The sequence below is a fragment of the Oleiphilus sp. HI0117 genome (genome assembly GCF_001635235.1).
On sequence record NZ_LWGA01001241.1, the window covers coordinates 1 to 15,801 of the forward strand.

The following is a 15,801-nucleotide window of genomic DNA, read 5'->3' on the forward strand; positions in this document are numbered from 1 at the left end:
TGACTCGGCCTGCGAGCATATTGAATGCGATCAACTGCCCGACACTCAAGGAGCCTGCAATCACCAGTGTTGCACCCACCCAAAGGATTAATACTGTAACTGCCTTGTTAATAAAGCCCGCCGTTTGGCTGGCGATATTGCCTAGGTTCATCGCCTTGAAAGAGGACGACACATAAGCAGCTAGTTGCTCTTCCCAACGACGTTGCATTTGAGGCTCGACAGCCATCGACTTAAGCGTTTCAACGCCTGAAATGGACTCGACCAAGAAAGCCTGGTTCTCTGCTCCGTGCTTGAACTTTTCGTTTAGGCGGTTTCTAAGAACTGGCGTGATTGTCGCCGATAGAATCACATAAAGGGGAATCGAACCTAACACTATCCATGTGAGGGTTGGGCTGTAGTAGTACATCACCACAAAAAAGATCACGGTAAAAAGGATATCGATAATCAGCGTTAAAGCAGAGCCAGTAATAAACTCACGAATGGTATCCAACTCTCGAACTCTGGCTACAGTATTCCCCACTTGCCGTGCATTAAAGAATGATATGGGCAGACGCAAGAGATGGTTATATAACTGCGACCCTAAGGTCACATCAACCCGATTGGTGGTATGCGAGAAGACGTAGGTTCGAAGGCCATTCAAAATCACATCGAATAAGGAAACGACGATTAAACCGAAGCACAATACATCGAGCGTAGTTAAGCCCTGATGGACGAGTACTTTGTCGATAATCACCTGAAAGAACAACGGCGTAATTAGTGCAAATAACTGAATAAAGAAGGAGGCAACCAAGACCTGCATCAAGATCTTTTTGTACTTGATAATAGCGGGGATAAACCAGGAAATATCAAATTTACCGTTCATACCTGGCAGGAGTGAACGTCGAGTAATTAGAATAATTCTGCCATTCCAATAATCTTCGAATTCACTAAGAGTGAAGACTTGTGGTTTTTCAGAACCAGGCACTTGAACAAGAACCTTTTCATCTGCGACTTTGGCAAGAATAAAGTACTCACCATTTTTACTCAGGCCTATCGCAGGTAAGGCCATCTTTTCTAACTTAGCGATGTCTGCTTTTGTTAGTGAAGCTTTAAGTTTTAGGTGTCTAGCAGCACGAACGATATCTTTATCATTCAGACAAGAGGCCGAGTTTTTAGCTTCGGATGAAGGTTCATTAGTACCAAAGTAATGACGAATCTGCTCTGGATCTGCAGCGACTTGGTGATAACGTGCTATTGATACCAGGCAAGCTAAGCCCGTATCAACGGATGAAGACTTTCCAGCCTCATTTGAAGCATGACTAGACAAAACGATTTCCTTATCGGCGGCATTCAATCTCTTCACATATTAATAAAAAGACAAAACACCAAACAGTTGTACCTACAACCTTCCAACAAAAAATCTTAAAAGAAGTCTTTAACCATTCCCAGGCGTACAGCATTCGATGCTAGCCGAGGGTTACTCGCAGCCCATTCGTAGTTGATGATGTAGTCTTTATCTTTTAAGCCCGGGCACTGGGCGTTTAGGTCGACGTGGCTTTCTGGGAACATTTGAAAGATCCAGAGGCATTCGTTCTTTTGCTTATAACGAAACCAGAGTACGACATCGCCTTTACGAGAAGAGTCATTGTAAGTGCGAAACTTCAGGCGGCTGGATGTCCGGAAGCTGACATCCTCAACTCTAAGGCCCTGATCATCGAAGTAAAAGCCACCGTTTTTGAGGTAAACCGGCGTTAAGGCAATAGTTATGATGACCATGGCGCCAAGCCAGGCGCTGCGGATTAGGTTCTTTTTAGTTATTTTCATTATCGATAAGACTAAACGTTGTTATTGTGCCTTTAAGCGTAGCAACGATTAGCCTATGTCGCAATATTCCGCCTACTCTTCAGCAAAACATGAGTAGGTTTCAAAGGCTTCGAAGTGATCTTTGGGGATCGAATACAATAAGCTGGCGAGGTCATCGCAGCGGTTGATCCAGTCGCTACCTACTTTTTTGGCCGCATCTCGCATAGACCATTGCAAAGCCTTCAACTTATCCAGCACAGTTTCTAGCAGTAGCGCGACAACCTCAAGCTCTTCACACTCTCTAGCATTATGCTCAACCTCCAAGCAATCGGCCGCCTCACTGAGCCAACGCCGAACCTCTGAATCCCATAAACCTGAATTACGGTAGAGTTCCTCCAGGCCTGTGATGATCAACATGGAACGCTCTGTCTGTGCAATACTTTGCACCTCTCGCATCCCTACAGCACATTGCTTTGCAAGTTCCAACCAATGCACCATAAAACGCTGCTGCACCACCAAGTAACGTGATAGTTTGGGCATAAACTCTATGGGGATAACTTGAGCAAGGCCCTGGGCATTCTTACGCAGCATCTCGACGACGGCATGACATATATCACGATCAACCGCCTCTGATTCAGCCTGAATTAAAGGAATTAACTGAGAAGGCCCATAACCTCTCGGACGCAATTTTTTTCGATAGGCTTCATCAAGCATAACAGCAAGACCAACAACCTGTGCATCGAGACTATGCTTATCTCCGATAATGCCTTGCGGCCAGCCTGAACCGTCTTTACGTTCTTTATGCTCTTTGACTGCACGCCCTACCCGCTCGGACAGATTAGGTATATTTTCAAGAAACTCGCCCCCCAAAGACAACTGCTGCACATACATTTGTCGCTTTTCGCTATCGGGAAGCTTGTCAAAAATGGCAGCAATATCAGGGTCAATATTCAAGAAGCCTGCATCATGCATTTGTGTTGCGGTGAAGACAACTTCCATATCTTCATCATTGAGTCCAAGCTCAAGCGCAATGAGTATTGCAAAACCGGTAGCACTTTGAGTTGAATTAAAACGGGGCGATAAGCGATCTGCAAAAACTGTCAGCTTTTGAGATAGCAGTGGATAAGCACTGATTAAACCACACTGTCGAACCAGTTCCTTGGTTAAATCCATGCGATCCAAGCCCTTCAAGACCTTATTCTGTGCCTTACGAATCGAGTCAAACAATTCACTAGGTGATACGGTACTCGCCAAGCTAACTTGCAGTTCTATGGGAAGTTCCAGCTGAAAGCGCGCAATCTTATTGGCAACGTCTTCAGTGAGGTAGGTTCCTTTGGGTACAACTGTTGCCCCACGGTTATTACATATGTCTTGCGTCGTTAAAACCGGGTTATATTTATTAATTTCTACCAAGTGATCAGCATAAGGGTTCCGCTCTGAATACTGGTCCATATTAATAACGCTCCATTCAAGTCGTGCCACCCGCTTGGCAGGTGTATCTACAGCCAAAAGATAAATATAGATTTATCACATTTTTAAACTTTAAGCATTTGAAAAATATAATTTTTTCAAATTCTATTAGTATTATTTAGATCATTTTAGGTCAAAACAGGCCAAATTGATTAATACTCATACAACACAGCACTAAATACAGGTCTTCGTTTTGCGTAGCGAAGAGCATACAAACCTAATTTTAATTCTGGAAACGGATATATAGACTATAGAGAAATCGAAAGATTATGCCCTAAAAACAGCTAACAACTGTATATCAAGAACATAGAGCTAGAAATATTGTCTGTCAGGTAAGTCGTATTAGCTAATACCCTGCGACAACTCTCATCCATATTGAAATAGTAAGATAGATGCTAAAACGGATATTGCCAAGGCGTACGTTTGAAATAGTTTAGAAATTTTTAGGGCAGGATAAGGGTGCACCATAGCGCACCCTTTTGGAACATTTTTACTCTGCTGGCGCTGAGTAGGCTACATCAAGTTCTCGTGCAGCTTTAACATCATCCAGACGACGAACAGGTTGCGTATAAGGCGCACCTTTTACTGTTTCTGGTGTGTCTTCCGCTTCCTTCTGAATCGCTGCCATCGCCTTAACAAAGCCTTCTAGCTCGTCAATAGACTCTGTCTCGGTTGGTTCAATCAGCAAACACTCTGGTACCAACAAGGGGAAGTAAGTGGTCGGAGCATGGTAGCCGTAATCGAGTAAACGCTTGGCAAAGTCCATCGCCGTGACACCCAGACCTTTCGCTTGTTTGTTCATCGTCACAATAAACTCATGCGTGGCTCGACGCTCAGGATAGGCCAATTCAAAACCGGCATCAGCCATCAACTTAGCCATGTAGTTTGCACTCAAGGTTGAAAACTCACCAACTCGATGCAAGCCTTCTCGGCCAAGTAGTACTGCGTAAATGTAGGCTCGAAGAATAATCCCGGCATTACCCATGAAGGTACTTAGGCGACCGATGGAATCTACATTATCTGCTTGGGTCACCCAATGATAATTCTTAACGCCGTCTGCTTGCGCCTGACAACCCGCCATTGGCGTAGGCAGGTATGGTAGTAAACGCTCACCTACAGCAACTGGGCCAGAACCTGGTCCACCGCCACCGTGAGGTGTTGCAAAGGTCTTGTGCAAGTTCATATGCAGCACGTCAAAACCCATATCGCCCGGGCGTACTTTACCCAAGATCGCGTTCAGGTTCGCACCATCGTAATAAAGCAAACCGCCCGCGTCATGAACCGTCTTGGCAATCTCTTCGATCTGTCTTTCAAACACGCCGCAGGTCGAAGGGTTAGTCATCATGATCCCGGCTGTTTGTGGGCCAACTGCTTCTTTAAGCGCTTCCAGGTCAACATCACCGCCTGACTTTACAGGGATCTCTTTTACCTTATAACCACACATTACCGCTGTAGCAGGGTTTGTCCCATGAGCTGCTTCTGGAACGATAATTTCAGTTCTTCCAAAATCTTCACGTGCTTCGTGATAGGCTTTGATCATCGCAACACCGGCGAATTCACCTTGTGCACCGGCCATAGGGCTTAGTGATACACCCGCCATACCCGTCACTTCTTTAAGTACTTCCTGAAGCTCATAGACACATGACAAGTAACCTTGGCTATGCGACTCAGGCGCTAAAGGGTGACGAGATATAAAACCCGGCAAACTCGCTGCACGCTGCGCACCTTTTGGGTTGTACTTCATCGTACAAGAGCCCAAGGGATAGAACTGAGTATCTATCGAGAAATTCTTGCGAGACAAGTTAGTAAAGTGTCTCACAGTTTGTAATTCAGATACCTCTGGCATAAGCGCCGGCTTTTGACGTAGCAATTCCTGAGGAATCGTGGTCGCCTGGCTATCGGCTTTAGGAGGTAATTGCGCCGAAGCTGTTCTGCCCTGACTACCGTTTTCAAAAATCAACATTAGGCTTCTCCTCCTGCTAGCGCCCGGCTTAACGCGTTAGCGAATAAGTCCAGGTCGGCATCATTTTTCACTTCAGTCACACACACTAGAATACAGTTCTTCAAAGCATCAAAGTGTTGCTCAAGACCATAGCCCGCTAACACGCCCTGCTCAGCCATGCTTTCAAGTACTGCATCAGCATCGTTATCGACCTGTACAACCAGTTCATGGAAGAAGGCTTCGCCATTCAGCACTGACACTCCGTCAATTGCTTCAAGCTTAGCGCGCAATTTTTGAGTATTTTGATGACAAGCCATCGCTACCTGAGAAAGGCCCTTGTAGCCCATCAAAGACATATAAATCGTTGCTGCTGTAACCGCCAAGCCTTGGTTGGTACATATATTGGAAGTCGCTTTAGAACGGCGAATATGCTGCTCGCGTGCCTGTAAGGTCAGGGTAAAACCTTCTTTACCTTCCAGATCGACAGTACGACCAATAATACGTCCTGGCATTTGGCGAACCAGCTTTTCTTTACAACAGATAAAGCCAAAATACGGGCCACCCGATGCCATAGGAATACCCAATGGCTGACCTTCACCCACGGCGATATCGGCACCCTTATCTCCCCATTCACCAGGAGGCGTTAATAGCGCTAAAGCTGTCGGATTAACGACGCCAATAACCAACATGCCATTTGCCTGGCCCCAGTTGGTTAAAGCATTCACATCTTCCAACGAGCCAAAGAAGTTTGGCTGAGGAATTATCAAAGCGGCATAGTCTTGGCCAGCAAAGCTTTCTAACGCTGCACTATCAACGGCAAGCGCTTTATCGTCCATTGGCAATACATCAATGGAAATTCCCTGGTTGCTAACAATGTCATCAACCACTTGCTGGTATAGAGGATGTACGGTACCTGCGATCAGAGCCTTTTTGCTCTTGGACTTTCTGTTGGCACGAATCGCCATCAACACGGCTTCAGCTAGGCCCGATGCTCCGTCATACAAGGAAGCATTAGACATATCCATCGCCGTAAGCTGGCACATCATGCTTTGGTATTCATAGATTAGCTGCAAAGTCCCTTGGCTTGCCTCTGCCTGGTAAGGTGTATAGGCAGTCAGGAACTCACCACGCATCGTCACATCCCACACAGCAGCAGGAATATGATGTTCGTAGGCACCGGCACCAATAAAACATAGCGCACCTTCGTCTAATTGAGCACGCTCGCTCATTAGCCGCATCATTTCCATTTCGCCTAAACCTTCAGGCACACCATTCAGTGGTTTGGCTCGTAAGTGAGCTGGAATTTCATCAAACAGGTCATCGACTTTGTCGACACCAATAACATCCAACATCTTCTGGATATCGTGTTCCGTATGAGGAATAAAAGGCATTACACACCCTCTTTGCAGCGAGTTCCCAAAGCATTCACTCAGGAACTTAAAAAATAAAAACCTTTGCCGACTTGCTTCACCGAAATTGCACGATCTAAACAAGTATCACAAAGGTCTGAAATAATTAGCTGGCAAATGCTATCAGTTACCAGCTGAAACACTAAGTTTCTTAGTGCTCTTCTGCTTCACAAATTTCTTTGTATTCGTCAGCAGACAATAAGCCTTCAAGCTCTTGAGGATCAGAGATCTTCAATTTGAAGAACCAGCCATCATCATAAGGATCGCTGTTAACCGTTTCAGGCGAATCTTCCAAGCCTTCATTGGTTTCTAGAACCGTTCCACCAACAGGAGAAAAGATATCAGATGCTGCTTTAACTGACTCGACAACACCGGCTTCTTCACCTGCTTCAATGACTGCATCAACTTCAGGTAATTCAACAAATACCACGTCGCCCAGTAGGTCCTGTGCATGATCAGTAATACCTATAGTAACGGTTTCGCCATCTTCTTCCAGACGAACCCACTCATGGCTAGATAGATACTTCAATTCTCCAGGGATAAGACTCATGTTTTGCAATCCTCAAACTAAATAACAATTAAATCAAATACTAAAATAGTGAATAAATTTATTCTGGCAAGTTCCTGCTACATTTAAGCAACAAGCACGAGCTTTTTACTCGAATACTTTTTTACCATTACGAACAAAAGGCGGGCGCACCACTCTAACGGGCACCTGCTTTCCACGCATATCGACAGCACAACTATCTCCCGTCGCAGCAGGTACTCGCGCCAAGGCAACCGAGTAGCCAAGTGTAGGTGAAAAGCTACCGCTAGTAATTTCACCTTCGCCAACACCTTCAACAATTACTTTCTGATGGCCACGTAATACACCGCGTTGCTCAAGCACCAAGCCTACCAATTTGCTCGATACGCCCTGCTCTTTCTGCGCAAGTAGCGCTGCTTTCCCAATGAAGTCCCTGTCTTCTGAGAAAGATACTGTCCAGCCCATAGCAGACTGAAGCGGCGTTACAGACTCATCCATATCGGAGCCATATAGGTTCATACCTGCCTCAAGACGCAGTGTGTCTCGGGCACCCAGGCCACATGGTTTAACACCCGCTTCAACCAAAGCTTTCCAAAAGTCAGCAACAGCATCGCTTGGCACCATGACTTCCAAACCGTCTTCACCGGTATAGCCGGTGCGACAGAACATCCAATCGCCAGCTTCCAAGCCTTGGAACACTTTTAAACTATCGATAAGCTCGGCATTATCAGGAGAAGCCTGCTTAATGTTCTGTATAGCTTCGGGGCCTTGAATGGCCACCATGGCTAACTCGGGGCGCTCAATCAATTCCACATCAAATTTTTCAGCCTGCTTGTTCATCCAAGCCAGGTCTTTTTCTCGCGTACCGCAATTAACCACTAGGCGATAGTCTTTAGGCATACGATAAGCAATCAGGTCGTCGATCACACCACCCTTCTCATCCAACATGCCACTATAGAGTGCTTTGCCTGTTTCTTGCAGCTTGTCGACATCGTTCGCTAACAAATAACGAAGATAGTCACGAGAGTCTTTACCCTGTACATCAACAATTGTCATGTGCGACACATCGAACATACCCGCGCTTTGGCGCACAATTTTATGCTCTTCAATTTGAGAGCCATAATGCAAAGGCATGTCCCAGCCACCAAAATCTACTATCTTGGCACCGGAATCCTGATGCACCTCATATAATGCGGTTTTTGAGCCCAAGAGCATTCTCCGAGAAGTTAGGAATAAATAGAGTAAAATTAGAGCGGCATTTTACCTGATTGACTGGGGAAAAAACCACCAATTATTTTATAAGGCATAAATAGCGACGATTCGCTGACTATAAAAGAAAGTATTGCAGGGAAGGCAAAACCTTTTCAAAATCACAAAATGCATGATCACCACCGGCCTGAACCCAGAGTTTAGCCTTAGGCAGACATGCTAAAGCCTGTGCGAAATCCAAGACCTCATCTCCGGTTTGCGTCATGATATAAACATTATCCGAACTGACCAACGAAGCATTCTGCTTAGGGCTTAGTTCCAAAGACTTTAACTCATCCATATGTGAAGGTAATACAGTGTAGGTTTCGCCAGAGTAGTAGTTAGTATTCTCACCTAGATAATCAACGAGCAGTTCGTAAGGCTTTAAAGCAGGGTTGATCAAAACTGCCTTCAGAGAGGAGCCCGGCAAAGAGTACCTCTCAAGCAAGTGCATACTGTAATAAGCACCAAGCGAGCTACCAATGAATCCGAGCAGATTCTGTACACCAATGCTTTCAATCAGCTTGTCTACCAGAGCAATCGCTTCGCGTGGCGATGGGGGGAGTTTTGGAATTTCTAAACGAAGCCCAGGGCATTGTCGCTCAAAATAAGCCTTGCATAACTGGGCTTTGTGAGACTGTGGTGAACTATTGAAACCATGTAAATAAATAACAGACTTCAATAGCCATTACTCTCGAGATCTAAATTAAACTGAAAATCTTCAGCTCTTGAAACTTTTGACTCTAAACGACCGTCGTCAAATAACTTTAGCCATCGGTAACCAGGCGCTATCGCTTCTACACCAAAATCATGGGACTTCGGAGTAAATTGAATACAGGTTGAAGGCGTCGCCAGCAGCTGAACACCTTTACGCGTTTCAGAAAACTCTTGATGAATATGCCCCCAGAGTACCGCTCTGACATTGTCATAGCGGTCAACGATATCGAAAAACTGATCTCGATTATGCAAACCAATCTTATCCAGCCAGGTACTGCCGATATCAACCGGATGGTGATGAAAGCTAATTAAGGTATGAAGATCGGGGCGTTCAGACAAGCACCGCTCTAGAAAGGCTAAATCATCATCTCGTAACATGCCATGTACGGCACCTGTTACAGACGAATCTAATAAAATAATTTGCCAATTGCCAACACGTAGCAAGCGCTCCGTCTCGACCCCGTGACCCAAGGCCTCAGCCATAATGCCACGGTCATCATGATTCCCAGAGAACCAACGGCTGGGAGCGTTAAAGCCTTCAATTTGAGTTTGGAAGTAGTGATAGGCTTCAAGACTTGCATCCTGTGCAATATCGCCCGTCGCCAAAACGTAATCCGGGCTTGGACAAAAGCTCGCAGCTATATCAGCTTCAACTTTATCAAGCACCGCAACAAGGCTTTCGCGTGTCACCACACCAAGCAAGTCACTTTCAGCATCCTTTGTGAGGTGGCAATCACTTATTTGAAGGAGGTTAATCACAGCGCCCCCTGCACTGACATGACTCGACATTTTCGTTCGGCTCTTTCTGTTATCTAAATCGCTGATCTGACAATCTCAATTCCAATTTGACCCGGCACACTGAGACTCACTCCTTCAGAGAACCGATCTGCAATACGCTTTATCCATAGATTCACTAAACTTTTCGCAGATTAACTAGATAAGTTAGCTCAATATTGCAGTTTGGAAATGATGATGACGCTTTGTTTTAGTGTTTTCATACTAAGGTATGAATTTTTTGTTACGCGCGTCTCAGATATTAGCGTTAATAAAGACAAACAGTCTGATAAGACTTTCACACTTTCTGATGGGTAAACGGACTCTCGTCGCAACATCCATAAGAAATACAGAAATTCAGCCATTCCGTCAGAAAAGTATTCATCTGACTTTTTTCATCGGGCAAGTGCATTTTTTGATTTGGGTAGATATTTACACCCTGAGCTAACTGGCGGCCATCGCGAGCTATCACTTCAGCGACACCCGCATCATGATATAAACGCACCGTAAGCTTGGGGTTGTTCACCCACTTCCCTGCCGCTGCGGTTTGTTCAAGCAAAAAAGTATCGGTATATTTACAAGACTCAACAAGCGTCATATGTACTTGCCCAACGTAAGACATGCCGTTATGTAAGCTGAAGCGAATCCGTTCAACATCGCCCATCATTCGAATCAAACGAATTAGGCGGTTATAGTTGCTTTCAAAGGTCGCGCCAAGCTGAACCAAGTCGGGGACATACTTTTTACGCATTAAAATAATACTCTCCCCTTAGTCTAGCGCCACTGCTCTCGCAAGCGTTCCCGGTTTAAGGCCAGCCATTGAAGCCCCATAATAGCGGCAGCATTGTTAATGGTGCCATTTTCGACCAATTTATAAGCTGCTTCAAAGTCTAGGCAGTGTACCTTGATATCTTCATCTTCTTCAGCAAGACCAAACACGCCACCAACACCTTGAACACTGACTTTAGCACAGTAGAGATAGACCTTCTCTGTAGTGCCGCCCGGCGAGACCAAGTATTCACAAATTTTTTCAAGTTCGCCTAATTCCAGGCGCGCCTCCTCTTGCGCTTCTCTGCGTGCAACATTCTCCGGGTGCTCGCCCTCATCATTCATCCCTGCAACCAACTCCAGCAACCAGGGTGATTGATCCTCGAGTATTGCGCCCGGCCTGAATTGTTCCAGCAGCACAACTTTGTCTTCCATTGGGTCGTAGGGAATAACGCAAGTGGCATCACCCCGAATAAACAATTCACGACTGACTTCCCGGCTCCAGCCACCATCAAACAAGCGATGTTTCAGGGTAACCTTTTCCATGCGAAAGAAGCCTTCAAAGCAGGACTCACGGCCAATTAGCTGATAATCTTCTTTGCCATATTGAAGCTTGATCGTCGACATTATTTCTCCTTTCAGCTCGAACTGAGGCTAGCGTTTTTCGAACTAAATATACTGTTTTTGCGATTTATTGAGGGACATACAAACATCTACATGCTGCACAAGACAGGTATTTGCGCCAAGGAAGTCTAGAGTTCTTCATATAGATTGTCCATAATGAAACCATCGAGCCAAAGCTTATTTTCAGCCTTAGGTTCCTATACCGTACGCCCGATCAAAGAGGACACTATGAAGCACACATCAAAGCTGCTTATTTCAACCTTTCTTTCTTGCATGACGCTGCCATTTATTGCGTCGGCACAAAGTACCGACCTTTTAAGCCTATATAAGAAAGCCGAGAACTATGACGCAGAGATCTTTGCTGCTCAGTCAGCTTATTTGGCCGAACAAGAAGGCCAAAAAATTGAATTTGCAGGTCTACTACCCACTGTCAATGCAAGAGCAAGCTTAAGCCATACAAACTCAAATGGCTTAAGCTCAAGCGACAATAGCTACAAGCAAAAAAACTATTACTTAAGTTTATCTCAGCCACTATTGAACTTACCTACCTGGCACTCAGTAAGCGCTAGTGAACAAAGAACCCTGCTAGCTCAAGTCGATTACCTTACTGCTCAGCAAAATTTAATCCTTAATGTCGCAACAGCCTATTTCAAAGTACTAAGAGAGCAAGAAAACCTGCGCTCTGACCACTCTCAGGAAGCAGCTGTAAAGCGCCAATATGAACAAGCCAAAGAGCAGTTTGATGTTGGCTTAATCGCGATTACCGATGTTCACGAAGCTAAAGCATCCTATGATGCATCGCAAACTGCACGAATTAGATCTGAGGGCAACCTGACCATCGCCCTGGAAAACCTTTCGCGAATTACGGGTGAGTATACAAACGAGCTACATGGCCTTAATCCTGACTTCCCTATTGCCATGGATACAAGCATTTCTGCAGAAAAATGGCTTGAGTCCGCACAAAACCACAATCTAGGTATCAAGATTGCTCACTACGCTTATAAGGCAAGCGAAGCACTTCTAAAGTCAAAGAAAGCAGCTCATTTACCTACCGTCAGTCTGGATGCCAATTATAGCAATTCTGCCTTCACCAATTACTATGCAGCTGGCAACGATGATAGTGAGAGTAGCGAACTAGCCATTACACTTAACATGCCACTGTATTCTGGTGGCGCAACACAGGCGGGTGTTCGCCAAGCTCGCCATCAGGTCGCCGAGGCAAAACACAATCTGACCTTAGCGCAACGTCAGGCGAAAATAGAAACACGTACCGAGTTTATTAGTCTGAAAACCAACATTCAGACAGTTGAGTCACTTCAACAAAATATCGTTTCTCGTGAAAGTGCTTTAGAAGCAACGCGTGAAGGTTACAAGGTAGGTACTCGAAATATTGTTGAAGTACTTGATGCCGAGCGTAACTATTTCACTGCACTTCGTGACTACGCGAATGCTCGCTTCGATTTTGTAGAAAGTAGCCTACGCATAAAACGCGCAGCGGGAACCTTAAGTGTTAAAGACATTGAAGCTCTGAACGCCTGGCTATCGCCCGGCCAGTAAGCTCTAGCTTTCTTCAAGCAAGGGCTGCAGGTGGTCAACAACACGTTTCACCGCTCCCTTGCTAGCCTCAACTTTCTGCAATGCATTTTGCCCCATTTCCTGAGCCCGTTCCGGGTTTGAAAATAGCATTCCGAGCGACTCGAGCAACGCGAGTTCATCTGCCACAATTTCCATACCCTTGGCTTCGACCAGTTGATGACAAATAGCTTCAAAATTAAAGTAATGGGGGCCAATTAAAATCGGCAACCCCAAAGCGCCTGGCTCAATCGGGTTATGGCCACCAATTTCGGTAAATGAACCGCCTATTACCGCAACCTGAGCTGTCGCATAAAAATCCATCAACTCCCCCATGGTATCCACCACAAATACTTCTGCATCGCTGGGAATTTTTTCAAATTCGCTTCTTCGTGCGGTGTTAAAGCCTTGCTTATTTGATTGCTGAAAAGCACTTTCGAAGCGCTCAGGGTGCCTAGGCACTAATACCAGCAAGGCATCGGGAAAGCGCTGCCTCAAACGTTCATGCACTTTTAAAACCAGCTCGTCTTCGCCTTCATGCGTACTCGCCGCGACCCAAATCTTAGGCTTAGCGGGTAAATTTGCGCTCAGGTGAGCGGCTTTTTTAACATGACTATCTTCCACGTTCGTATCAAACTTTACGCTACCCGTTACAAAAATCTTTTCCTTTGCGATATCTAGTGATTCAAATCGTGAAGCATCATTTTCGTACTGGCATAGCACGAGTGACAGATCATTCAACATCCAACCAATAGCGGGTTTCAAGCGTCGGTAGCCTTTTGCTGAGCGCTCTGACAAACGCGCATTAGCGATGACAACCGGGCAGTTTCTTCGCATCACCTGGTGAATCATATTTGGCCAGAGTTCGGTTTCCATAATGATCAGACATTCAGGTTTTACCCGGCGCAAAAACGCCTTCACCATAAAGGGAATATCGTAAGGTGCATAGACATGAAACACATCACTGCCAAAGCGCTTTCTAATTTGCTCGGAGCTGGTTGGCGTCATACTAGTGATAACGATATCTCGGTTTGGAAAACGCCTTTGAATCTCTCGAATAATTGGCTCCGCTGCTAGCACTTCGCCTACGGACACAGCATGCACCCAAATACTTCTATTCAGCTTTGGCGCATTAAAAAAACCAAAACGCTCCATTTTTCTGGCCTTATATTCTGGCGCCTTAAATCCTCGCCATAAAAGCTTCAGATAAACAAATGGCATACAGAGTGCGAAAAGAATTGTGTAAACTAAGCGGAACATAAGCGCCTTTCGAAAAATTCAAAAGACGCAGTATAGACGATTAGCAGCGCTTCTCACATCACTTGATGAGAGAGCGCTTCCGAGGAAAACGATATCTATGTCAAGCCAATCTAACACGAGAGCTACCCGACCTTTGATGGTTTGGGTCTGTCATGATGGGCGGGCCGGACACATCAGTCAGCTAAAAGGTCTAACTAAAGCGCTTGCCCGCCAGACTAATATCGAAGAGCTCTGGCTAGACAGCCAAACACTGCAAGTCGGCTTTCGAGGATTGTTACTTCCCACAAAACAGGATAACAGCCCGGACATCATCATTGGCGCAGGGCACGGCACTCACAAAAGCCTGCTCATGCTCGCCCGGACCCACCGCGCCAAAAGCTTTGTCATTATGAAACCCAGCCTACCGCTGCCGCTATTTGATGGCGTCATTTGCCCCGAACATGACGGGCTAGCCAATAGTGAACGGGTCATGACAACGCAAGGGCCTATCACAAAGATTTCACCCCCACCAAACACGAAACGAACACAACACCTTATGATGATCGGCGGCCCTTCTAAGCACTTCGTATGGGACGAGTCGAATTTGATTAAGCAAATCCAAGAAATTTGCGACACCCGCCGGGAAGTTTTATGGCACTTGAGCGACTCGCCACGAACACCGCTAAGCTTTATCGACAAGATTTCAAGTTTCGAAATAGCAAACCTAAGCTGTCACCGGTATCAAGATGGCAGTTTTGGCCCAGTAGATGAAGCACTTCAGTCCAGCGCTTTTACTTGGGTAACACCTGACAGCATGTCAATGCTCTACGAGTCCTTAACGTCAGGCTCGCCCACCGCACTATTAGAGCTGCCAATGGTATCGAAATCAGAAAAGAAGCGAATTTGCATGCATATCAACAGACTCACCTCTAGCGGCAAACTTATCGACTTCGGTCAATGGCAAAGCAATAAGAAAGCACAGTTTTATCCTGACTTACCAGCAAGCCTTGACGAGGCTTCGGCAGCTGCCACCTGGCTTTTGAAACGATACCAACAACTTTCTCTTACTGCGCAAACCACAGGGCAAGCATGAGACAAAAAACGATATTACAAGTTTTGCCAAGCCTGGTTTCTGGCGGTGTCGAAACAGGCACTTTAGACCTCGCTCAAGAACTGGTTGAGCAAGGCTACCGTTCATTGGTTGTTTCTTCTGGCGGCCCTATGGTTAAGGCGCTTGAACAACAAGGGTCGAAGCATATCGAGCTCCCCGTTCACAGCAAGAACCCCATACTTATGTGGTGGAACAGTAGAAAGCTAGCAAAGCTGATAGAAACGCAGAAGATTGACCTAATCCATGCTCGCTCTCGCGCTCCAGCCTGGAGCGCCTTATGGGCATCAAAACAAAGCAACATTCCCTTTGTCACCACCTTTCATGGTGTCTACGGTCACCAGAATGCTCTCAAGCGCTGGTATAACAGCGCCATGCTTAGAAGCCAGCATGTGATCGCTGTTTCTAAGTTTGTACAACAGCATATAGAAGAGGTCTACCCCACCTTCAACACTAAGACCAAGCTGATTTTTCGCGGCATCGACCTGGATAGGTTTGAGCTGGAAGAAGCTCAGCTCGCTGCGAAACAGCTCAAGACAGCATGGTCAGTCCCTGAGGGGAAAAACATTATCATGCTGCCTGGAAGGCTAACTCGAATTAAAGGCCATCAAGTACTAATAGA

Annotated in this window: 15 protein-coding genes; 3 read left to right on the plus strand and 12 right to left on the minus strand. The window is 45.8% G+C overall.

Annotation, left to right across the window (positions count from 1 at the left end; all coding sequences use genetic code 11):
- From A3757_RS21540 to A3757_RS21590, 11 genes are all read right to left on the minus strand, one after another.
- Positions 1-1,333, minus strand: a 1,333-nt coding sequence (locus tag A3757_RS21540; protein WP_231878353.1) for an ABC transporter transmembrane domain-containing protein, incomplete at its 3' end; no start/stop codon positions are given.
- A gap of 68 nt (positions 1,334-1,401) precedes the next feature.
- A complete protein-coding gene (locus tag A3757_RS21545) occupies positions 1,402-1,803 on the minus strand; it encodes a hypothetical protein (protein WP_068507607.1) in 402 nt (133 codons plus the stop codon).
- A 72-nt stretch (positions 1,804-1,875) separates the two neighbouring features.
- Positions 1,876-3,234, minus strand: coding sequence for an HD-GYP domain-containing protein (locus A3757_RS21550; protein WP_068553083.1), 1,359 nt, complete (start codon positions 3,232-3,234; stop codon positions 1,876-1,878).
- A gap of 508 nt (positions 3,235-3,742) precedes the next feature.
- Positions 3,743-5,215 carry an aminomethyl-transferring glycine dehydrogenase subunit GcvPB gene (gene gcvPB, locus A3757_RS21555; protein ID WP_068508146.1) on the minus strand — a complete coding sequence of 491 codons (1,473 nt, stop codon included), beginning with the start codon at positions 5,213-5,215 and terminating at the stop codon, positions 3,743-3,745.
- Positions 5,215-6,585 carry an aminomethyl-transferring glycine dehydrogenase subunit GcvPA gene (gcvPA, locus tag A3757_RS21560; RefSeq protein WP_068508148.1) on the minus strand — a complete coding sequence of 457 codons (1,371 nt, stop codon included), beginning with the start codon at positions 6,583-6,585 and terminating at the stop codon, positions 5,215-5,217. Before gcvPA ends, gcvPB begins: the two co-directional genes overlap by 1 nt.
- A 169-nt stretch (positions 6,586-6,754) precedes the next feature.
- Complete coding sequence (gene gcvH, locus A3757_RS21565; protein ID WP_068508150.1) at positions 6,755-7,153, minus strand: glycine cleavage system protein GcvH; 399 nt, start codon at positions 7,151-7,153, stop codon at positions 6,755-6,757.
- Positions 7,154-7,258: 105 nt separating this feature from the next.
- On the minus strand, positions 7,259-8,338 hold the full coding sequence (gene gcvT, locus A3757_RS21570; RefSeq protein WP_068508169.1) for a glycine cleavage system aminomethyltransferase GcvT: 1,080 nt from the start codon (positions 8,336-8,338) through the stop codon (positions 7,259-7,261).
- Between the two features lie 118 nt (positions 8,339-8,456).
- On the minus strand, positions 8,457-9,059 hold the full coding sequence (locus tag A3757_RS21575) for a YqiA/YcfP family alpha/beta fold hydrolase (RefSeq protein WP_068508152.1): 603 nt from the start codon (positions 9,057-9,059) through the stop codon (positions 8,457-8,459).
- Positions 9,056-9,883 carry a 3',5'-cyclic-AMP phosphodiesterase gene (gene cpdA / locus A3757_RS21580; RefSeq protein WP_068508155.1) on the minus strand — a complete coding sequence of 276 codons (828 nt, stop codon included), beginning with the start codon at positions 9,881-9,883 and terminating at the stop codon, positions 9,056-9,058. The genes A3757_RS21575 and cpdA overlap by 4 nt, the downstream gene beginning before the upstream one ends.
- A 283-nt stretch (positions 9,884-10,166) precedes the next feature.
- Positions 10,167-10,619, minus strand: coding sequence for a DUF1249 domain-containing protein (locus A3757_RS21585; RefSeq protein ID WP_068508158.1), 453 nt, complete (start codon positions 10,617-10,619; stop codon positions 10,167-10,169).
- 23 nt (positions 10,620-10,642) lie between these two features.
- The gene (locus A3757_RS21590; protein ID WP_068508160.1) at positions 10,643-11,263 is read right to left on the minus strand and encodes an NUDIX domain-containing protein; all 621 of its coding nucleotides are present in this window, start codon (positions 11,261-11,263) and stop codon (positions 10,643-10,645) included.
- A 225-nt stretch (positions 11,264-11,488) separates the two neighbouring features.
- Here A3757_RS21590 and A3757_RS21595 point away from each other — a divergent pair, with 225 nt between their 5' ends.
- The gene (locus A3757_RS21595) at positions 11,489-12,817 is read left to right on the plus strand and encodes a TolC family outer membrane protein (protein ID WP_068508171.1); all 1,329 of its coding nucleotides are present in this window, start codon (positions 11,489-11,491) and stop codon (positions 12,815-12,817) included.
- Between the two features lie 3 nt (positions 12,818-12,820).
- On the opposite strand, the gene waaA is transcribed toward A3757_RS21595, so the two are convergent.
- On the minus strand, positions 12,821-14,092 hold the full coding sequence (waaA, locus tag A3757_RS21600) for a lipid IV(A) 3-deoxy-D-manno-octulosonic acid transferase (RefSeq protein ID WP_068508161.1): 1,272 nt from the start codon (positions 14,090-14,092) through the stop codon (positions 12,821-12,823).
- A gap of 97 nt (positions 14,093-14,189) precedes the next feature.
- Here waaA and A3757_RS21605 point away from each other — a divergent pair, with 97 nt between their 5' ends.
- A complete protein-coding gene (locus A3757_RS21605; protein WP_068554042.1) occupies positions 14,190-15,164 on the plus strand; it encodes an ELM1/GtrOC1 family putative glycosyltransferase in 975 nt (324 codons plus the stop codon).
- Positions 15,161-15,801 (plus strand): glycosyltransferase (locus A3757_RS21610; protein WP_156506485.1); only part of this gene is annotated, 641 nt, incomplete at its 3' end. The genes A3757_RS21605 and A3757_RS21610, both read left to right, overlap by 4 nt.

Excerpts from the sequence above, each read along its gene's own strand:
- A3757_RS21545 (WP_068507607.1), bottom strand. The coding sequence starts at position 1,803 with ATGAAAATAACTAAAAAGAACCTAATCCGCAGCGCCTGGCTTGGCGCC.
- A3757_RS21550 (WP_068553083.1), bottom strand. The coding sequence starts at position 3,234 with ATGGACCAGTATTCAGAGCGGAACCCTTATGCTGATCACTTGGTAGAA.
- gcvPB (WP_068508146.1), bottom strand. The coding sequence starts at position 5,215 with ATGTTGATTTTTGAAAACGGTAGTCAGGGCAGAACAGCTTCGGCGCAA.
- gcvPA (WP_068508148.1), bottom strand. The coding sequence starts at position 6,585 with ATGCCTTTTATTCCTCATACGGAACACGATATCCAGAAGATGTTGGAT.
- gcvH (WP_068508150.1), bottom strand. The coding sequence starts at position 7,153 with ATGAGTCTTATCCCTGGAGAATTGAAGTATCTATCTAGCCATGAGTGG.
- cpdA (WP_068508155.1), bottom strand. The coding sequence starts at position 9,883 with ATGTCGAGTCATGTCAGTGCAGGGGGCGCTGTGATTAACCTCCTTCAA.
- A3757_RS21585 (WP_068508158.1), bottom strand. The coding sequence starts at position 10,619 with ATGCGTAAAAAGTATGTCCCCGACTTGGTTCAGCTTGGCGCGACCTTT.
- A3757_RS21590 (WP_068508160.1), bottom strand. The coding sequence starts at position 11,263 with ATGTCGACGATCAAGCTTCAATATGGCAAAGAAGATTATCAGCTAATT.
- A3757_RS21595 (WP_068508171.1), top strand. The coding sequence starts at position 11,489 with ATGAAGCACACATCAAAGCTGCTTATTTCAACCTTTCTTTCTTGCATG.
- waaA (WP_068508161.1), bottom strand. The coding sequence starts at position 14,092 with ATGTTCCGCTTAGTTTACACAATTCTTTTCGCACTCTGTATGCCATTT.
- A3757_RS21605 (WP_068554042.1), top strand. The coding sequence starts at position 14,190 with ATGTCAAGCCAATCTAACACGAGAGCTACCCGACCTTTGATGGTTTGG.